An 18741-nucleotide genomic window follows, 5' to 3' on the forward strand; every position below is an offset into this window, starting at 1 on the left:
CGTGGTGCCATATCCGAATCGGGTATGCCCATGCCCCTCTCAATCATGTGGTGTACTTCAGGCATCTGGCAAGACTGGCGGAACTCGAGTCCACCGAAACGGCGATCACGCTGGGTCGCATCAAGAAATGCATTCCGTGATAAGTTTATGGATGCGAAGCTAACGACACTCTTCAGCCCGATGCGTATAGAATCTGGCATCGTGAATTAGTAGTTGAGGAGGTCGAAAGAATGAACACAAAGCTCAGCAGCGAAGATCGGCACAAGATAATTCTTGATGGATATGGTAACAACGAGCCGTTGAAGGTTATTGCGGAACGGATCGGATGCTCACTAGCGAGCTTGAAAGTCACTGCCAGTAAACTCGGATGCACTCGAACTCCGAAGGAAGCGGCGGAATTTCGGCGCGGATTTCACATCCCGGAAAACAAACGGCGAGATTACTACCAGCTTATGATTGCTGGACAGTATAGAGCTCGTGAGTGTGCGGTGATTTTGGGACTCTTAACAGAGGAATCATCAGGTAGCAGGTAGCTGATTCCAATGCCCTGTGGACGATGTTGTCGCTCAAGAGTTCCATCGCGTCAGCGGTTCATCAGCAAAAGCCCGCCGCAAGCAAGGGGCGGGCCCTGAAAGGTTTCGCACGGATGCTGCGTCGACGTTTCAATCGCACCTGCCTGAGCCCTCATGATCTGGCTATTTGTGAACGCGTGTTCGAACAGGTTTGCTCGGATGAGAACCTCGACCCTTTGGACCCGGACGCCGAAATCTTGGCGGTGATGGTGGTGTCCATTTTTCGAAATGCTCACACCAGCGAGCGCGAACTGCTGGAGGCGGTGAGGGCGCGCGCGCCCGGCCCCGATGGGAAAAACGCGTGATCTGGAAAGACGAGCGATAAGGTGCCCTAGCGGAGAGCGACCGGCGGAAACGCGCGCTGGCGGGGCTCAGCCTGCAGGAGTATGCTGTTTGGCCGCTGAAAAAAGGCAAGTGTTACCAGGGAGGAATCGATGGCACGCAAATACATAGACTGCCGAGAATTCCCGAGTGAAATGAAATGCACCATTGTGATCTCCGCAGATCGAGAGGACGAACTGATCGAGGCTGCGGTACAACACGCCGTGTCTGTTCATAGGGAACACGATACGCCAGAACTCCGCACCCAGGTCAGGAAGGCGATCCATGAAGGCGTCCCGGCCTGAAGCCACGCGCCTCTAGCGCAGGAAAATGGCCGGCACCTCGTTGGGCGGGGGGCGTTGGGGTAAAGGCGCCGGCCAGCGGAAACAGGTCCGCCATCGACGCAAATTATCAAAGGTCAGGGCAGGGGAAATGGTGTGATCGCGGAAGGGTTGGGCTTAGGCGCGCCCGTCCGTTTCGCCTATCTTCATCTCGGTCGCGATTGCGTCAAACCGGGTACAGGCTCGAAGGCGGGTATCGCAACCGGCCACCCGATGGGGCAAGGTCCGGCGTTAGTATGGTCGTTAGTGCGCGGGCGGGCTCTCGTCACGCTGCCGCGCACGTTCCGCCGCGCCTGGCTCTATATCCGGCGTGCGTTAGTTCGATCGCGCAGCCCGGTCCGGGTGGCTGTGATCCCTTGATTGCCAAGCGACATGCGAAAAGGAGCCTTTCCCGGGGTCGAAAGGGTTCCTTTTTCTGAGCCAAGCGCAGCCGATACCTGTTAAATGACGAAACGGACACGCCAATCCTTTGGTCGTGACTATCTGTTGGTGAAATGTCCCTTGAATTCTTCACATAGACGGAAGCGATCCAATGGGTGCCTGGGGTGCTGGAATTTATTCAAACGACTTTGCCCTTGATTTGCGCAACAGCGTGAAGGCGTTGTCGCGCCTGCCCTTCGAGCCCGACCGCCTCCTGGATTTGCTTTGTTTGGACGAGACAGCGGCGAACGACGCGACCGACTCAGATCACACCACTTTCTGGCTGGTCGTTGCGGACCAATTTGCCAAGCGAGGGATCGATTGCCCGAACGCTCGCCGCCGAGCCTTGGCGATTATCGAGGATGGCACCGATCTTGCGAAGATGGCTGCCTTGGGCATGGATGAAAAGTCCCTCGGCAAACGTCACAGGATTCTGGAAGATTTGCGCGCGCGGATCACGGCGCCAGTCGAACCCAAGCCGCGCACCATTCTCAAGGCGCCGCAAAAGTTGCTCCTGCAGGTAGGCGAGGTGTTGAGCTATCCGATCTGCCGAGGGCGCCCGATCAATCCCTATGCGGTGGGCAAGGACTTTGCATTCGTGAAGGCCTGGCAACAGGACGGCTGGGGCGCGCTTGTGGTCGCCGAACGGGGTCTGGTGTTCGATTTTCTTGCGTGGTACCGCCCAATCGTGATTTGCGACCGTCTGGCGGCAGCGCCCACAATAGCTCACCTCGCAGAGCCGCATTTGTGGCGGCTCGGCAACCCAGGCACATTGAGCGCGCGCCATTACACCAACATGCAGTTGAAATCGCTTGGGCGCATTTCAATTGACGCAACGAAGCTCGATCATTTCTTTCCCGAACGCATGTCGACTACAGCGTGCGCCGTCGGGGACATTTCTCTCGCCAACGATGTGAGCGTCAAGCCTCCTTCGGCCCACGAGGAACTGCGCATTATTCAGGGTTATCCACCCAGGGCGCGGATCAACAGACTGGCGGACATCGTGGATATCCCTGGGACGGAATGGTGGCCCGGCGGTGCCGAACCAGCGCCTGCCAATCTGTCGGGGCCGTGGCAGGGAATATTCAGCTACCTGACCGCCGAGAAGGCACCCGGTCACTTCTCTGCCACCATAAGCGAATCCGATGGACGGCTTACCGGTGAAATTCATGACGAAGACGGCGCCGTGGCGGCGGTGAGACCGTTGTTCGCGACTTTAGAAGGCCGACGCGCAGGGCGCGATGTGCGATTTTTGAAGCGTTATGTCAGCGACGCCAAAAAATACGCTGCCATTCAGTATTTGGGCGAGATCAATGACGGCGCGACCGAAATCGCCGGGCAGTGGTTCGTGCCCGGCCACTCCTCGGGCAGTTTTGCGATGACCAGGTCCAAGATCATCCCGGCGACCGATGCGTGATGGTGGAGGAGGCGAATTGCTAACTCGCCGAAGCCAAATACAGATTGAACTACATTGTGCCGATCGAGATGTGTCGTCGCCATGAACCCCCGCATACGCCGTCGACGGCACGATGCGGGCCGTTCCACAGCGCGGCCAGTCCGGCCTGCTGCTCATGCGCATCGAGAATGATCGTTAGCACTGCAGTTTGGCACGCGAAAAGGTCGACGAAATCAAAGGATTTCTAGCTCGGGTCCGAATTGACAACCTCCTGAAGGCTCACGGCTAGATCACCGTTTCTCCTCCATCGACAACCAGGATCTGACCCGTCATGTACGAGGACCGGTCAGACACCAGAAACAGCACTGCCTCCGCGATCTCCTCGACGCTTGCCCAACGGCCAAGCGGCACCCTTTCGCGGATGTAGGCTTCGATGGCCTCCCGGCCTCCCATCTGGGCGATGAAAGGAGCATTGAAGGGCGTGTCCACCCAACCCGGGCAAAGCGCGTTGACGCGAATGCCGAAGCGGCCATAGTCGCCGGCCATCTGCCTGGTCATCGCGATCACCGCGTGCTTGGTCGTCGTATAGGCGATCATCTCGCGGTCGTAGAGCACGCCGGAGCTCGACGAGGTGTTGAGGATGACGCCGCGGCCTGCCTTCTTCATGAATGGCATGACGATGCGGGCACCGAGGAAGTGAGCCCGCACATTGAGCGTCCAGGAGGTGTCGAAGCCTTTCACGCTCACACCGAGCACGTCGCCTTCGACCTGTACGCCGGCATGATTGTGCAGGATGTCGATCCTGCCCTGAGTGTGGATGAAATCGTGAAAGCCGGCTTCAAGTGCCTGATCGTCGGTCAGGTCGAACACAAGCGCTTTTGCCCGGCCACCGGCGGCAAGAATCTGTTCGACGGTCGCGTTGGCGCCGTCGGCGCTACGATCCGCCACGCCGACCACCGCACCCTCGCGCGCGATGATCAGCGCCGCCGCCCTGCCGATGCCGGATCCCGCGCCGGTGACGATCGCGGTCCTGTCCTTCAGGATCATCCCTCTCCACCCTTTCTCGCCGGCTTGTAATCCTGCATCATCCGGCGGGCGGGCCTCGCCCGCTCCGGCGCGCGCCGATCAACCTTTGAGGACAAGACAGGCATGTACGACTTCGGCCCCTTCGAGTTCGAGTCGAAGCAGGATTTTTTCGACAAGGCAATGCGTTTCTGGAATCCTGACAAGACCAGGTTCTGGCAGAAGGCCGGGATCGATCTGGTGATCGGCAGGCGGGAGGGTTATTTCCTCTACGACATGTCGGGGCGCTGCCTGATCGACCTGCACCTCAATGGCGGCACCTACAATCTCGGTCACCGCAATCCGGAGCTGGTCGAGACACTGAAGAGCGCGCTCGACTATTTCGACATCGGCAACCACTGGTTCCCTTCCGTGGCGCGAACGGCGCTGGCCGAATCCCTCGTCAATGTCTCGCCCGGAATGAAATACGCGATCTTCGCGCCGGGCGGCGCGGAGGCGGTGGACATCGCCATCAAGAGCGCCCGCTATGCCACCAAGCGGCGCAAGATCGTGTCGATCATCAAGGGCTATCACGGGCATTCGGGGCTCGCCGTGGCGACCGGCGACGATCGCTTCACCAAGATCTTTCTCTCCGACCAGCCGGAGACGTTCATCCAGGTTCCCTTCAACGATATCGACGCCATGGAACGGGTGCTCAAGGGCGAAGACGTCGCGGCGCTGATCATGGAGACAATTCCCGCCACTTACGGCTTCCCGATGCCGAAGGATGGCTATCTCACCGCCTGCAAGGCGCTGTGTGAAAAGCATGGCGCGATGTACATCGCCGACGAGGTCCAGACCGGCCTGATGCGCACCGGCAGCATGTGGGGCTGGCAGGCCTACGGCGTCCAGCCGGACATCATGGTGACGGCAAAGGGCCTGTCCGGCGGCCTCTATCCGATCAGCGCGACGCTGGTGAACGACAGAGCCGGCGGCTGGCTTAACGAGGATGGGGCAGCCCACATTTCGACCACCGGCGGGGCCGAGCTCGGCTGTGTCGTCGGCCACAAGGTCATCGAGATGCTGCAGCGGCCTGAACTGGTGGCCAATGTCGGCACCTTGACCGAGTTCATGGCGCAGGCCATGCGCGAGATGCTGGGTCGTCACGGCGACATTTTCACCGGGGTGCGCCAGAAAGGCGTGATCCTCGGGCTGGAATTCAGCAATCACCCGGAAGGCGCCGTCTTCGTGTCGCGTGCGCTCTACGAGCACGGCGTCTGGGCGATCTTCTCATCGCTCGACAAGCGGGTGCTGCAATGGAAGCCCGGCGTTCTTCTGGATCAAGAGACCTGCCGGGACATCATCGATCGCTTCGACGCGGCAATGCCGCGCGCCCGGGAGTTGCTGCATCAGGCAGGCAAGGCGAGTTGACATGGTCCAACCCTCGTTGAAATTGTCGGACGTCCAGTGCGAGCTGGCGGCCGGGCTTGCCGTGATCGCGCGGGTTCCGGCGGAGGACAGGTGTGCCGGGATAGGGCAGGACGGACAGTGATGGATTTCGACGGGCTCACCCACGACCAGCAACTCGGGATCCTGCAGGAAACGGCGGAAGCGGCCACCGCCAACTACGATCTGCCGGCGGACGTTTCCGTCGATATGATCAACCTGTCGGAGAACGCGACCTACAAGATTGCGGCTCGCGACGGCCGGCGGTGGGCGCTCCGCATCCACCGCGACGGCTACCATTCAAGGACGGCCATCCAATCTGAGCTGGCCTGGCTGACCGATCTGCGCCAGACCGGGATCGTCACCACGCCCGTGCCGGTCGCGGGCAAGGACGGCGAACATATCCAGCGTGTCGCCCATGCCAGGTTGGCGCAACCACGCCATGTCGTGTTGTCGCAATGGGAGACCGGTTCGGAGCCGGGCATAGGCGAGGCGCTTGGCGAACCTTTCGAGCTGCTGGGCGAGGTGACGGCCCGCATGCACATCCACGCCCGGCAGTGGAAGCGCCCTTCCTGGTTCAGCCGCCACGTGTGGGATTTCGAAACAAGCCTCGGCGAGGAGAGGCCGCATTGGGGACGCTGGCGTGACGGCATCGGCGTCGACGCCGCTAAAGCCAGGCTTTTTGGCCGCACCGCGGAGCTGATCGGCCGCCGGCTCGCCGCCTTCGGCAAGGGCCATGACCGCTTCGGCCTCATCCATTGCGATCTGCGGCTCGCCAATCTTCTGATCGACGGCAAGACGGTGAAGGTCATCGACTTCGACGACTGCGGCTTCGGCTGGTACATGTACGACGCGGCGACGCCGATCTCTTTCTACGAGCACGAGCCACAGGCAGCCGATCTCATCCGGTCATGGACGACCGGCTATCGCCGCGTGCTTGACCTGCCGAGCGCGGACGAGGACGAGATCCCGACCTTCGTGATGCTGCGCCGCTTGCTCCTGGTCGCGTGGATCGGCTCGCACGCCGAGACGGACCTCGCCAAGTCGATGGGCCTTCCCTATACCGAGGGAACGGTCGGGCTGTGCGAGGCCTATCTGAGCAAGTTTTGAACCACTCTATGCCAGTGCCTCCAGGCTCTCCGGCAGGATCTGGCCGCCATCGACAATGATTGTCTGTCCCGTCACGTAGCCGGCTTCCTTCGACGCAAAGTAGAGCGCGGCGTAGCCGATGTCCTCCACGGTTCCGAGCCGCTTGAGCGGGATCGAGGCGGCCATGGTCTTCTGATAGTCCTCGCCCAGGCCGACAAGGCCCTCGGTCACGATGTTGCCCGGCATGACGGCGTTGACGGTGATGCCGTATTTCGCCAGTTCGATGCAGGCCGTTCGCATGAAGCCGAGCTGTCCCGCCTTGGTGGCGCCGTAGTGCGACCAGCCGGGAAAACCGGTGATCGGGCCGGTGATCGACGACGTCAGCACGATGCGGCCCTGGTCGGACGTCTTGAGATAGGGAACCGCTGCCTTGACCGCGTGGAAGGTGCCCTTGAGGTTGGTGTCGACAACCTCGTCCCATTGCTGCGAGGTCATGTCTTCGAGCCGTGCCTGCGGGAAGATGCCGGCATTGGCGCACAAAACGTCGATACTACCGTTTCTCGCAGCTGCCGCTGCAAGCGCGCCCTCGATGCTGGCGAGCGAGGTAACGTCGCCAACCACGCCAAACGCGCCATGGCCGATCTCAGTGGCCGCGGCTTCGGCCTGGTCGGGATGGCGCGCAACGATGGTGACCTTGGCACCCGAGAGCGCGAACACCCGCGCTATGCCCTTGCCGATGCCCTTCGACCCGCCGGTAACGACGACGGACCGACCCTTCAAAGACTGGGTCATGACTTGAAGCTCCAAGATGAGACGGGGACAGAGTGATGCTCCGTCCCCGTTGACGCTGGAAATCTAGGGCGAGGAATGCGCTAGCCCTCGTTCACCATGTGGCCGATGTTCTCATACGCCTTGGGGTTGGCCGACTTCAGCACGAAGCCCCAGATCAGGCCAACGATAAGGATCGCAAGCCCGACATAGGGGATGCTCCTGGCAAAGCCATTGGTGCCGCCCAAAGTCGCCAGATTGGCGACCAGCGTGTAGACGAGGACCAACTGCACAACCAACGAGATCAACGGCGCGATGACTGTCGTCAGCATGCTGCCGCCGCCGTTCTTCTTGAACCACATGTAGATGGCCAGCGAGACAACGGCCTGCAGCACCAAAAGCAGTCCGGTGCCAAGCACGGCAAACAGCGTATAGACGCCAAGCCAGGCCTGTCCCGACGGATCGTCGAAGCCGTAGGCCAGACCGTAGAGCAGCACCCATACCGCCGCCAGCACCGACTGCAGCGCCGAAGCCTTGTGTGGGCTCTTGTGGTGGTCATGCGTCTCGGCGATCGCCTGCGGCAGGACGCCTTCGCGCGCCAGCGAATACAAATAGCGGGAAGCGGTGTTGTGGAAGGCCATGCCGCAGGCGAAGGAACTGGTCAGGATGAGCAGCGACATCAGCTGGTAGCCCCAGCCGCCGACAAAACTCTGCACCGGTGTCAGGAAGAAGTTCACGCCGTCGGAGAAGGCCTTGGCCACCATATCGGCCTCGGTCGGATAGGCCGCTACCGCGCACCAGCTGACGAAGGTGTAGAACAGGCCAAGGCCGATCACCGAAATCAGCAGCGATTGCGGAATGATGCGCTTCGGATCGCGGGATTCCTCGGCATAGTTCGGCGCCATCTCGAAGCCGACCCACGACCAGAACGCCATGAAGATGCCGACGGCCGCTTCGCCCGCCGGTATGGCGACACTGCCGACCTTCTGCTCGGCGACAGGCGTGAACACCTTGAACACATTGAGCGAATCGCCGGAAAAATTCGTCCCGCCATTGGCAAAGATCACCCCCAGCGAAAAGATCACCAGCATGATCACTTCAAGAATGAGGGCTATGCCGAGCAGCCGTGCCGACACCTTCACATCGCGGTAGGCGAGCGCTGCGATGACCACGATCATGGCGAGCGCCAGCACGATCCACGGCACGTTGATGCCGAAATGCTGGGAAAGCCACAGATTGCCGAAAAAGGCGAACAGTCCGGTGAGCGAAGCTTCGAACAGCGAGTAGCAGGCGAGCGAGCCGATGCCCGCCGACATGCCGACCTCGCGGCCGAGCCCTTGGCTGATGAAAGAGTAGAAGCCGCCGACCGACGATACGCGCGATGCCATCGCGGCATAGCCGACCGAGAAGATGGTCAGCACGATCGTCGCCATCAGGAAAGCTGCCGGCGTGTACTTGCCGATGCCGTAGCCTGCCGCGAACGGGACATTGCCCAGCATTGCCGACATTGGCGCCGCGCCGGTGACGGCCAGAAAGAGCACTCCGGCGAGCCCCACGGCCTTCGAGTGCAAAAGATTGATGCTGTTACTCTTCGAGACGTCGATCGTCCCGCGTGCAGTTTCTATGGCCATGAAGCCCTCTCCATTCGTGACAGCTGTATGCAGTTCCCCGCATGGCGGCCGATGTGTCCCAGCCTGCTCGTGCAGCCATGACAGTACGGACGCAGCGTCACTTTGCCAAGGCCATGATTTTGCATAGCTCGCCGCTCGACATCACGTGGCAATAGATCATGTTGATGATTTCGAGCTCCTTGCGATGAAGCTCCTCGGTCGCCGCCGCGCAGCAATCCTCGACCACGATGACGGCGTAGCTCTCGTCCGCCAGGCTGCGCACCGTCGACGACACGCACTGGTCCGTGAAGATACCGCAGCAGATGACATTCCTGATGCCGAGATTGTGAAGGATCAGGCGCAGGTTCGTTCCCGTCAGCGCGGAATCGGTGGTCTTGGTCACCACGATCTCGTCGCCGGTCGGCTGAAGCTCGGCAACGAGCTGCGACGGTGCGTCGTTCTTTGGCAGCAGCAGATTGTTCCAGCCCGGCATTTTCTGGGAAAGCGAGCGGTCGCGCCCGTCCTTGGTGTGACAGGCGATGCGGGCAAAAAGGCATTCGATGCCGCTTTGCCGTGCCAGCGCCAGCAGCCTTGCCGTGTTCGGTATGACCGTACCGTGCATGCGCTCGTGGAACGGCGTCCACAGATCGTAGCGTTGCTGTTCCTGCTGCGAAAGCGTCGCGCGATCCGGCCGTTCCAGGTAGGTGTTCTGAACGTCGATGACCAGGATAGCGGTTTGCGCCGGCACCAGCACCGGATCATCCGGCTCGGGCGCGCCGAGGTAGTAGAGCGAACGGAATCCGGTTTTCCAGCTCATGCGGTCCTTTCAGAAGCGGAATGTGAAAAGGCCGCGCGCCGCATAGGTCTCGGCGGCTTCTTCGATGAAACGGGCAATGCGTTCGGCCTGGTAGGTATCGCGCATTGTGGCTGCGGCCTCGAGCAATTCTTCCTTGGATTTGGCGCGGCCGGGGCGCAGCAGTTCATAGACCTGCATGATGAAATCCTGCGGCACCTCGACAAGCTCCGCCCCACGCTCGAAGTTGAGGGCGAGAGTCGGCCGGCCGACATTGCGCGCGATGTCGGCCTGCGCCTGCAACGCCTGCGGGGTGATACGAAGGTCTTCCATTGTCACGTCGCCCGCAAGCACCGCATCCAGGGTTATCTCCGGAAGCGACTTGCCGCGCTTGCCGGTCACGGCGCCGGGCTGGGTTTCGGCGAGCGGATAGTCGGCGCGCGTGCGGGTCACGATTTCGCTCCCGTCAGGATGATGTCGACCTCTTCGGGAACAGCACCGGCCTCGGTCAGACCGGTTTCGATGGCGTAGATGAGGGCAACGCGGGCGTGGTGGCGTGACCCCATGGCCTCGCCCCGCTGCGGCACGACGATGGGCTCCGGCATTTCGCCCAGCGCATAGGCCGCCGCATTGGCACCGAGCGCGCGATAGTGCTCGATCCTGGTGATCGGCGCATTGGAAAACAGTTCGAGGTTGTTGTGCGGCTGGCGGTCACGCTGGTGGATGACGGCCGTGCCCTTGGCCTGGATGCCGATGCCGATGCTGCTGCCGGCCATCCGGGCGGCGGACAGGCCGAGGAAGGACGTATCGGCCGTATGGCGGAAGCGGACGACGCGCGCCTTGAGCCCGCGTGCGCGGATTGCATCGAGCATGGCGCCGAGCACTTCGGAGAGCCGATGTCCGGCCGTCGTCCGATAAAGCTTCAGCCCGAAAGCCGGGCTGATGCCGATGACCACGTCGTCCTTCGCCGATCCGTTGGCCGCCGGCCCAAGGTTGCGATAGCGGATGTGCCTTGCCTCGTCCTTCTCGTGCAGGGCTTCCGAGCGCAACACCTCCTTCTGGTCCAGCACATCGCGGATGTCGTTGAGCTGCAGGCGCCGTTCTTCGGACACGCGGTAGCCGGAGCCCGGGCCGAGATAGTCGTTTGGATCGTTGACCGCACTCACGATCCGCCCATCGCGGATCATGGCCGAGGTCTGGAGATAGTCGCCGGAAAGGCGCAGCTTGACCACGTCGAGGAGGTTCTCCGCCTCTTCGCGGAAGCCACGCTTGGCCAGCGCCTTGACGACGTCGATCACGGTGATGCCGCGCTCCTTGATGGCTTCGCTGATAAAGCTGACGTCGCGCGGCATCAGGCTGCGCGTATCGTCAGAACCGGACGCGTAGACCACGCTGCTCTTCATGTCCTCGGTCGGCGTCGACAGGCCGAGTTCCTCGAACACAGCGGCGATCGCTTCCACCGCCCGCTCGCGCAGCTCGATCGCGCGCGACTCCGGCAGTGGCGTCAGCCCGCCATCGGCCTCGAAATCGCGCTGCAGCACAAGATAATCTTCCAGTTCCTCGCCGTTGATCAGCGACGGGTTGAACGAATTGTCGTATTTCAGGATCGATCCCATGCCGGAGCAGATCAGGTCCGAGCCGGCAATCAGGTAGGGAAGGATCTTGGCGCCGACGCGAATTTCCGATTCGGTCGAGCGCGCGTCATTGCCCGAGGCGCATTCGAGATCGAGCCAGACCGCAATGAGGTTCTCGGCCATCAGTTCGCGAACACCGCCGGGTATGGTGGCGGTCAAAGGCGCTCCGTCGATGCCGCCATTCTGCGTGCCTTGTACCCCCATGCCGCGCTGCAGGCAGAGGCAGCGCGCTTCCAGGTAGAGCAGCGATTTGGCTTCATGGAAGCCCATCAGCAACTCGGAGCCGGCGCCCGACGTACAGCGCATCTTGACGCCGCGCGAGGCGTAGGCGGCGGCGAGAAATGCCTTGGACCACGGCGTGTCGTCGCCATCGGTGAACGACTTTTCAGTGCCGTAGACGGAAACGGTTTCGGCGTAGGAGGTAAAGCCGGCCATGGCGATGCGCAGCTCTTCGGCTTCCTCGCTGGAGCATTGGAACAGCGTTCCCCAGCGACCGACCGCGCCGCCTACCGCGCACGCCACCGCGTTGGACCAGGCGTTGCGCGACACGCGCATCGTTGTCTCGATCTCGTCGAAGCCAAAGGCGACGGCGGTCGCGGCATCGGCGGCGAGTTGCAGCGGATCGTCCTTGGCGTTGGTGACGTGTGCCTGGTTGCCCGGTGTCTTGCGGGCCCGCATCTTCGAGTAGGCGAAGGCGATCTCCAGCGCGTTGAGCTGCGACACCACTTCGGCGAGTTTGGCGGGTGTCATGCCGTGGGCGAGCCGCACCAGCGTTTCGCGCGGCACGTTCATGTCGACCAGCCAGCGCGCAATGGTCGCCGAATCCAGCGCCATCGCTTCAGGCGCCACCTCCGGATCGATGTGATGGCGGGCGATGAAGCGGTCGATCATGTCGTAGTCGTGTTCGAGCACTCCATCGAGGGATACGACGCGCCCGTCCTTGATGCCGATGCCAGGTTGGGGATCGGCCGGACTGGAGAAAGCGGAGAAGCCGTTGGCCGGGTCTTCCGCCGCAAACTTGTCCAGACGCAACGGCCGCTCGTCCCAGTCGGCGAAGCGCTTCCAGCGGTTCAGTTTCGGCGTCATGCGTGCGATCCTCGACCCAGCCGAAAGACTAGTGAATGCTTGCTCGCCACACAATGACCATGGATCGACCGCCGGCAAAGGGGGTGCACGCCACGGGCTCAAAATACTCGAAGCTCCTCGCGTGCCGTAGGCTTGGTTTCCAAATGGCCAACGACATTGTCCTGTTTCAGGGCAAACGACCGAGATGTCGTTTCAATTCCGCGATTTGCTGCAGGGACCATCCTTGAACATTTGTCACCTCAATCCACCCCTCGACGTAATCGCCCGGCGCATAGACGTGTCCGTGTCCGATCGGCGCGGTCGTTGCCATAGCCATGTCAAGTGTGAGTTGCAGAAAAGTCACCACCGGATACCACCGCAGTTCGGGCGAGACGTCAGGACCGCGCGGGGGCTTTATCCAATCCGGCTCGCGGTAGAGATCGCGATAGTCGAAGAATGTCACCGGGTCGCTCGCATATTGGAGATAAACGATTCGCATCGGCCCCCAGACAAAGCCTGGAGCCACTGCCGCGCCCTCTTGGTTCATGAACCGAACAATCGATCCGTTACGAAAACGGGGAAGCCAGGCAGGCGACCCCGGACTACGGTCCCTGGTAAACGAACGCCAAAGGTCGCTCCGGTATGGCGGTCCGCTCCACAGCGCGCCCTGAAACGGATCTCCGACCACGTCGAACAGGTCGGTTGATCGTTCAGAGTTCATCGCGCCCAAACTGAGGCCATGCAGATAGAGCCGCGGGCGGCTATTCTTGGGCAGCCTGATCCAATAGTCGTAGACATCCCGGAAGAGGGCCCGCGCAGTATCGGCTCCATAGTCCGGCTCCACAAGCAGCGACAGCCAGCTGGCAAGGTAGGAGTATTGCACGGCGACGCTCGCGACATCGCCGTTCTGAAGATATTCCAGACTGTCCATCGCCGCCGGATCGATCCATCCGCTTCCGGTGGGCGTCACGACGACCAGCACCGAACGCTGGAAGCCGCCGACCCGTATCAGCTCATTCAGCGCGAGCCGCGCTCTTTTTTCCGGGCTATCGGCGGATCGCAGCCCGACATAGACGCGGATCGGCTGCAGCGCCTCCTTGTTGGTGAAAGCGTGTATTTCCTCGCCCGTCGGCCCCTCGGCAACGAACGCGCGCCCTGCTCGCCCCAACTCGTTCCAATCAAGCAATGAGGCGCTGCTGCCAGTCTTGTCGGGGTCGGTTGGCCGTGCAGTCTCCGGTTCGACCAGGGCGTCGTATTGCCTGTAGAACGAATCCGCGAAGTGAAGCGCGACACGAAACAGCACGCCGCTGGTGATCGACCAGAAGATCGCAACCGAGACGATCACGCCGACGATGTTCGAGACCCTCCTCGGCGCAAAGCGGCTAACTCTGGTCGACACGAAACGGATCGTCAGCTGGAAGAGCCGTGCCAGGGCGATGACGAGAGCGAATGTCACCAGTGCGAGCAGACCAACCTTGAGTGGATGCGCGCTTTCAACGAGGTCGAGGCCCATCAGCTTCCGGATCGAGTTCTGCCATTGCGCCGCCCACCAGAGGAAGATGCAAGCGACGAGCAAGCATCCGACGGCGGCGACCAGTTTTGCGGCGCGCAGGCCTCGCGGCACTGGCAACTCCAGATAGACAAAAAGCCACCGGCCGAACACGCCGATGCCATAGCCTGCCGCCAGGGCGAATCCCGAAAGTACACCTTGGGTCACAAAGGTCCGCGGAAGCAGCGTCGGGGTGAGAGAGGCGGCAAAGAACAGCGTTCCGAGAAGGAGGCCGCCTGCCGAGAGCGAATGCCACAGCCCGAACAGCCAATGCCGCTTCATGCAGACCTCCGGATTACGGCTGCGTACCGTCGAGATGAAGTAATTGCCTGCGGTGATCCGGCGCAAGTCGAAGCTGTTCTGTCGCCCTGGGCTGCGATCAAAAAGGGACGCACGGCAAAGGTCTGGGATTCCCGGCTAATTTCTTCGCTGCGGCAGAGACCTAAAGTGACATCCCGCAAGCTTGTGGGCGCATCTCGATCCCATCGAATTTCGTAGTGGAGGCCCCATGTCCGACCTGGTCGTCATAGTCTACCCCACCGAAGCCAAGGCTGAAGAGGTGCGCCAGCGCCTGTTTGCATTGCAGAAGGAATATCTCATCAACATCAGTGATGCCGTCATTGCGACCAAGACTGAAGCCGGCAACGTGAAGCTCAACCAGATCATGAACACGACCGTCGCTGGTGCTGTGTCGGGCAGCTTCTGGGGTTTGCTCATCGGTGTCATTTTCCTCAATCCCGTCATCGGTGTGGCGATTGGCGCCGCTTCCGGCGCGCTTGGCGGCGCACTGACCGACGTCGGAATAAACGACGCTTTCATGAAGGATCTGTCGGCCACCTTGCAGCCGGGAAATGCTGCATTGTTCGTGCTCATTCACGGAATGACCGCCGATAAGGTGCTGAGCGCAATCAAGGGATTTGGTGGCGTCGTACTCAAGACATCCCTGGACGAGACGAAGGAGCAGATCCTGCGTGAGGCGCTTGGTCAGGCGTCCGAGGCTGCGTAAAGCAAACTTCAGCTGCCGCCCTGGAATCGCTTGAACCGATCGCCTGGCAATTGGACAAGACCGATGGGCGTAGTCGAAACTGCTGTCGCATTCACTATCGAGATCGTCTGTGGTGCAGCCGCCGGCCTCGCTCTCGGGCGGTGGACGGATCTTGGTCTGGGCGCAAAGGTCGATGCTTTGACGGGCGCGATCGGCGGACTCGCTCTGACCTGGCTCGCCGGACACCTGCCGGGCGTCAGCCGTTTTGTCGGAAAGGTCGAAAGCGCGGTGGACGCCACGGCGCAAGGCGTTGGCGTACTGACCCCGGCAATCCTTGTCGGGGTTGGCATTGCGGGATTGGTGGGCGGCCTCGTCCTTACCGCGTGCATTGCCTTGGCCGTAGGCGGAGTGAGGCGCCGGGGGCGATCCGAAGGAGACGTGAGATGACCCAGGCACAACGCCTGTTTGCCCGCCCGAGCACGTGGCTGCTGGTCGCCGCATTGTTGTCGGCATGCACTGTCGCCGTCGATCAGGCTCGTCCTGTGCCCCGGCACCCCCAGGCCTGCGGCCTGGTACATGCGCCCGTTTGCGGCCGACGCGGTGAAAGGCTGCGGACTTTTGGCAACGCGTGCATGGCCCGCGCTCAGGGATATCAAATCGTGAGAAATGGTGAGTGCCGCGTATCGCGGCCGCAACGGCCAGCAGCCTGCACGCTCCAGTATGCTCCGGTTTGCGCGACCAGCAGCGGGCGCTTTCGCACGTTTTCCAACGCTTGCCTGGCTCGTGCGGACGGGTTTCGGCCCGTTCATGCCGGCCGCTGCCGCTGAGCCTATTGAGAAGATTTGAGGGGGGCTTTCTCCCACGCGAGAGTTTCCATGACCCGTGGCATGAGTCTGTGCCGGATTTCCGCATGAGTGAAACAACATTGCGGCGACCGCGCTCGAGAAACGACAGGGCAAACGTGGCCGAAACGAGCACACGCCGCATGGTCAACCCTATTGCGACCGGCATCCTCGTTCTCGCTGCGCTGTATTTCGCCAGATCAATTCTCATGCCCCTTGCATTCTCACTGTTCGTGATCGCATTGGCATGGCCAATTCAGATGGCTCTGCAACGGCGGATTCCGCGGCTGGCAGCCTTGCTGATTACACTTCTGCTTGTCGTTCTGGTGATCGTAATCGTGGGCTCGGCGATCGTCTGGGGGCTCGGCGAACTATCGCAATGGCTTTTTTACAATACCAGCCGATTGCAGGCGATCTACACCCGGTGGACGGACTGGCTGGAAGGCCACGGAATTGCGATCGTCAGCCCGCTAGGAGAGCTTTTCAGCATATCCCGGCTAGTCGGCCTGACCCACAGCCTTGTCACGCGGCTGAACAGCGTCGCCGGCTTTGCCGTGTTGACCTTTATTTTCGTGATGCTGGGCCTGTTGGAAGCCGAAGACCTGCAATGTCGTCTGCGGTCATCGTCGGCCCAGCCGCAAGGGGAGATGCTGTTGCATATCGGCCGCGAAATTGGCGGCAAAATTCGCCGTTTCATGGTTGTGCGCAGTCTCGCGTGCTTGCTGACGGGCCTGGTCGTGTGGGCTTTTACGCTTGCTGCCGGTCTCGAACTCGCAAGCGCTTGGGCAGCAATCGCCTTCGCGCTGAACTACATCCCATTCATCGGACCGCTCATGGCCACAATCTTCCCGACCCTGTTCGCCATCGCGCAGTCCGGGTCCTGGCAGTTGGCCCTGATTGTGTTCGTTGGCTTGAATGTCATTCAGTTTGCCATTGGCAGCTATCTGGAGCCATTTCTGACCGGCGCATCGCTGGCGATCTCGCCTTTCGCCGTTATGTTCGCGGTGTTTTTCTGGAGCTTTATGTGGGGGGTGCCCGGGGCTTTCATCGGTGTGCCGATCCTGATTGTAGTGGTCACATGGTGCGCGCACGAGCAGTCAACACGCTGGATCGCAACGTTGCTGTCCGGGGGCGTCAATCGACCTGATGTCCATCGGCGCGGTTAACTATACCTGACCCCATGCAGAGCGAGTGGTTTGGCAATTCAACTTGAATTTCCAGACAATTTGGTCTAAGTCGGTGCGTGTGCGGAGGGATGTTCTTTGGTGGAAAGATATCCCCAATGGGTGTACTTGCGTGTTTGGCGCACGCAGAATGCGCCATAAAGACTACATATTACAATATACTAATACATTGGGGCCTTCGACATCGTGTCGTGGAGGTGGGGTTTTCTAATGGCCCAGATCGAGATCTCATTTCGCTCCACCGCCTTCTCACCCTGTGCCCGCTTTGTGTGCCGTCGAGGGTTCTGTCGTGACCTCACACGTGGCGACCGCGGCACCGGCAGGATGGAACGCGCATGCGATCGGCGAACTTCCGGCTAATCCCGCCGCCGCGCCAACATTGGTTGCTCCGGAACAAACTCAAATTCCCAGCTTCGAATTCTCGACCGGCGACTTGCCCCCGAAAGATCAGTTCGCGGCGTGGCGTCAGAGCTTTGCGACCATGCTCGACTTTGTCGAGCCGGGCGATACGGAGGCGGGTTTCGCCGGCACGCAGGTCATCTGGGATCTGGGCGATCTTGCTTTGGCTCAGGTCAGCACCAGTGGTTTGGACTTCACCAGTCTGGCGGGTCACGTTCGCCGTGATCCTGTCGATCATTGGTTGGTGACCCTCATCCAGGACGGCAGATCGCAGACGATCACTCCCTCCAGGTCTTTCGACGGGGACGCCGGATCGGTGCAGGTGCATCCGCTTGGCCGGGTCTTCGAGGGAAGCGTTACAGACAGCGAAATGCTGCTGCTGTTCGTGCCCCGCGACTTCTGCCGTGACATGAGCTGGGGTCTCGCCGCGGCCGAGTTCTCCGTCCTTCGTGGGGGCATGGGACCGCTGCTAGCCGACTATCTGGCCAGTCTCGTCCAGCGGCTTCCCACGATGGCTGTCGACGATCTCCCAGGCTTGCTCAGTGCGACCCGAGCGATGCTCCAGGTTTGCATCGCGCCATCTCCTGATCATCTCACCGAAGCTCATGACCCGATTTCGGCTACCTTGCTCGAGCGCGCCCGTCGATTCGTCCAGCACCATCTTTTCCAACCCGATCTGTCTATCGAGCAAATGACGCGCGAACTCGGGATATCGCGTTCCCGGCTCTACCGGCTTTTTGAGGCTTCCGGAGGAATCGTGCACTACATCCAGCATCGGCGCCTCCTGGCAGCCCATGCAGCGCTCGCGGATCCGAATGACCGCCGTCGAATTCTGGACATTGCCGACGAACACGGCTTCGGTGATGGCGCGGAATTCAGCCGCGCTTTCAGGCGCGAGTTCGGATACTGCCCAAGCGAGGTGAGAACTGGCGTCAAAAACGGCCCATCGCATTGGCACACGGACGAGCTGGAAACCGCCGCCCCGGGCCAGCGGTTGGGCCGGCTCCTTCGGCGACTGCAGGCGCAATGACCAGGCATGGTCGATATCGCTGAAATCCGGCTGGGAATTCGAGCCAATCCAGTCAGCCAGCGAAGCTGCGGATCCGCGGCAATCAAAGATCACGAGCGGGACTGCCGAGGATCTACGCTGTCATGGCCGTCGGTAACCAGCCATATGTCAGCCAGGCCATGCCATGCGAAATGAGGTCGATACCCAGCAAAAGCCCAAGTACCCAAAGGCCGGTCGAGGGCCATCCAGTCAGGAGAACAAGCCCGGCCAGAAATCCAAATGTTCCGAACAGAACCATCGTCCAGCCGACGTCGCT

17 protein-coding genes are annotated in these 18741 nt (G+C 61.2%); 10 read left to right on the forward strand and 7 right to left on the reverse strand.

The annotated features are described in order from the left end of the window. Nucleotides 1-230: 230 nt before the first annotated feature. From ACWGS8_RS30645 to ACWGS8_RS30660, 4 genes are all read left to right on the forward strand, one after another. The gene (locus ACWGS8_RS30645) at nucleotides 231-533 is read left to right on the forward strand and encodes a hypothetical protein (RefSeq protein WP_454584439.1); all 303 of its coding nucleotides are present in this window, start codon (nucleotides 231-233) and stop codon (nucleotides 531-533) included. 23 nt (nucleotides 534-556) lie between these two features. Beyond that, nucleotides 557-877: a hypothetical protein gene (locus ACWGS8_RS30650; protein WP_454584440.1), complete on the forward strand. Its 321-nt coding sequence runs from the start codon at nucleotides 557-559 to the stop codon at nucleotides 875-877. Between the two features lie 129 nt (nucleotides 878-1006). Then, entirely contained in the window at nucleotides 1007-1198 is a 192-nt protein-coding gene (locus tag ACWGS8_RS30655) for a DUF1059 domain-containing protein (protein ID WP_454584441.1), read from the forward strand. 568 nt (nucleotides 1199-1766) lie between these two features. Next, nucleotides 1767-3071, forward strand: coding sequence for a hypothetical protein (locus ACWGS8_RS30660; RefSeq protein WP_454584442.1), 1305 nt, complete (start codon nucleotides 1767-1769; stop codon nucleotides 3069-3071). Between the two features lie 264 nt (nucleotides 3072-3335). Here the strand turns inward: ACWGS8_RS30660 and ACWGS8_RS30665 are convergent, their stop codons facing one another. Beyond that, nucleotides 3336-4097 (reverse strand): SDR family NAD(P)-dependent oxidoreductase, encoded by a 762-nt coding sequence (locus ACWGS8_RS30665; RefSeq protein WP_454584443.1) that lies wholly within the window; start codon nucleotides 4095-4097, stop codon nucleotides 3336-3338. Nucleotides 4098-4199: 102 nt separating this feature from the next. On the opposite strand from ACWGS8_RS30665, the gene ACWGS8_RS30670 reads away from it, so the two are divergent. Then, on the forward strand, nucleotides 4200-5483 hold the full coding sequence (locus ACWGS8_RS30670) for a class-III pyridoxal-phosphate-dependent aminotransferase (RefSeq protein ID WP_454584444.1): 1284 nt from the start codon (nucleotides 4200-4202) through the stop codon (nucleotides 5481-5483). A 120-nt stretch (nucleotides 5484-5603) separates the two neighbouring features. Beyond that, the gene (locus ACWGS8_RS30675; protein ID WP_454584445.1) at nucleotides 5604-6608 is read left to right on the forward strand and encodes a phosphotransferase enzyme family protein; all 1005 of its coding nucleotides are present in this window, start codon (nucleotides 5604-5606) and stop codon (nucleotides 6606-6608) included. Between the two features lie 6 nt (nucleotides 6609-6614). Here the strand turns inward: ACWGS8_RS30675 and fabG are convergent, their stop codons facing one another. The 6 genes from fabG to ACWGS8_RS30705 form a co-directional block, all read right to left on the reverse strand. After that, nucleotides 6615-7379, reverse strand: coding sequence for a 3-oxoacyl-ACP reductase FabG (gene fabG, locus ACWGS8_RS30680; protein ID WP_454584446.1), 765 nt, complete (start codon nucleotides 7377-7379; stop codon nucleotides 6615-6617). 80 nt (nucleotides 7380-7459) lie between these two features. After that, on the reverse strand, nucleotides 7460-8986 hold the full coding sequence (locus tag ACWGS8_RS30685; protein ID WP_454584447.1) for an APC family permease: 1527 nt from the start codon (nucleotides 8984-8986) through the stop codon (nucleotides 7460-7462). Between the two features lie 97 nt (nucleotides 8987-9083). After that, nucleotides 9084-9782: a cysteine hydrolase family protein gene (locus ACWGS8_RS30690; protein WP_454584448.1), complete on the reverse strand. Its 699-nt coding sequence runs from the start codon at nucleotides 9780-9782 to the stop codon at nucleotides 9084-9086. 9 nt (nucleotides 9783-9791) lie between these two features. Then, nucleotides 9792-10211 (reverse strand): diol dehydratase small subunit, encoded by a 420-nt coding sequence (locus tag ACWGS8_RS30695; RefSeq protein ID WP_454584449.1) that lies wholly within the window; start codon nucleotides 10209-10211, stop codon nucleotides 9792-9794. After that, complete coding sequence (locus ACWGS8_RS30700; protein WP_454584450.1) at nucleotides 10208-12478, reverse strand: propanediol/glycerol family dehydratase large subunit; 2271 nt, start codon at nucleotides 12476-12478, stop codon at nucleotides 10208-10210. Before ACWGS8_RS30700 ends, ACWGS8_RS30695 begins: the two co-directional genes overlap by 4 nt. Before the next feature lie 166 nt (nucleotides 12479-12644). Then, nucleotides 12645-14288 (reverse strand): alpha/beta hydrolase, encoded by a 1644-nt coding sequence (locus ACWGS8_RS30705; protein WP_454584477.1) that lies wholly within the window; start codon nucleotides 14286-14288, stop codon nucleotides 12645-12647. Between the two features lie 226 nt (nucleotides 14289-14514). Between ACWGS8_RS30705 and ACWGS8_RS30710 the strand changes: the two genes are divergently transcribed. The 4 genes from ACWGS8_RS30710 (at nucleotide 14515) to ACWGS8_RS30725 (ending at nucleotide 18446) form a co-directional block, all read left to right on the forward strand. Further along, nucleotides 14515-15012, forward strand: coding sequence for a DUF1269 domain-containing protein (locus tag ACWGS8_RS30710; RefSeq protein WP_454584451.1), 498 nt, complete (start codon nucleotides 14515-14517; stop codon nucleotides 15010-15012). 63 nt (nucleotides 15013-15075) lie between these two features. Further along, nucleotides 15076-15438: a hypothetical protein gene (locus tag ACWGS8_RS30715; RefSeq protein ID WP_454584452.1), complete on the forward strand. Its 363-nt coding sequence runs from the start codon at nucleotides 15076-15078 to the stop codon at nucleotides 15436-15438. 538 nt (nucleotides 15439-15976) lie between these two features. Then, nucleotides 15977-16999: an AI-2E family transporter gene (locus tag ACWGS8_RS30720; protein ID WP_454584478.1), complete on the forward strand. Its 1023-nt coding sequence runs from the start codon at nucleotides 15977-15979 to the stop codon at nucleotides 16997-16999. 307 nt (nucleotides 17000-17306) lie between these two features. Continuing rightward, nucleotides 17307-18446, forward strand: coding sequence for a helix-turn-helix domain-containing protein (locus ACWGS8_RS30725; RefSeq protein ID WP_454584453.1), 1140 nt, complete (start codon nucleotides 17307-17309; stop codon nucleotides 18444-18446). Nucleotides 18447-18741 lie beyond the last annotated feature (295 nt).

Source organism: Mesorhizobium sp. 43Arga (genome assembly GCF_053714255.1).

Excerpts from the sequence above, each read along its gene's own strand:
- ACWGS8_RS30645 (WP_454584439.1), top strand. The coding sequence starts at position 231 with ATGAACACAAAGCTCAGCAGCGAAGATCGGCACAAGATAATTCTTGAT.
- ACWGS8_RS30650 (WP_454584440.1), top strand. The coding sequence starts at position 557 with ATGTTGTCGCTCAAGAGTTCCATCGCGTCAGCGGTTCATCAGCAAAAG.
- ACWGS8_RS30655 (WP_454584441.1), top strand. The coding sequence starts at position 1,007 with ATGGCACGCAAATACATAGACTGCCGAGAATTCCCGAGTGAAATGAAA.
- ACWGS8_RS30660 (WP_454584442.1), top strand. The coding sequence starts at position 1,767 with ATGGGTGCCTGGGGTGCTGGAATTTATTCAAACGACTTTGCCCTTGAT.
- ACWGS8_RS30665 (WP_454584443.1), bottom strand. The coding sequence starts at position 4,097 with ATGATCCTGAAGGACAGGACCGCGATCGTCACCGGCGCGGGATCCGGC.
- ACWGS8_RS30670 (WP_454584444.1), top strand. The coding sequence starts at position 4,200 with ATGTACGACTTCGGCCCCTTCGAGTTCGAGTCGAAGCAGGATTTTTTC.
- ACWGS8_RS30675 (WP_454584445.1), top strand. The coding sequence starts at position 5,604 with ATGGATTTCGACGGGCTCACCCACGACCAGCAACTCGGGATCCTGCAG.
- fabG (WP_454584446.1), bottom strand. The coding sequence starts at position 7,379 with ATGACCCAGTCTTTGAAGGGTCGGTCCGTCGTCGTTACCGGCGGGTCG.
- ACWGS8_RS30685 (WP_454584447.1), bottom strand. The coding sequence starts at position 8,986 with ATGGCCATAGAAACTGCACGCGGGACGATCGACGTCTCGAAGAGTAAC.
- ACWGS8_RS30690 (WP_454584448.1), bottom strand. The coding sequence starts at position 9,782 with ATGAGCTGGAAAACCGGATTCCGTTCGCTCTACTACCTCGGCGCGCCC.
- ACWGS8_RS30700 (WP_454584450.1), bottom strand. The coding sequence starts at position 12,478 with ATGACGCCGAAACTGAACCGCTGGAAGCGCTTCGCCGACTGGGACGAG.
- ACWGS8_RS30705 (WP_454584477.1), bottom strand. The coding sequence starts at position 14,288 with ATGAAGCGGCATTGGCTGTTCGGGCTGTGGCATTCGCTCTCGGCAGGC.
- ACWGS8_RS30710 (WP_454584451.1), top strand. The coding sequence starts at position 14,515 with ATGTCCGACCTGGTCGTCATAGTCTACCCCACCGAAGCCAAGGCTGAA.
- ACWGS8_RS30715 (WP_454584452.1), top strand. The coding sequence starts at position 15,076 with ATGGGCGTAGTCGAAACTGCTGTCGCATTCACTATCGAGATCGTCTGT.
- ACWGS8_RS30720 (WP_454584478.1), top strand. The coding sequence starts at position 15,977 with ATGGTCAACCCTATTGCGACCGGCATCCTCGTTCTCGCTGCGCTGTAT.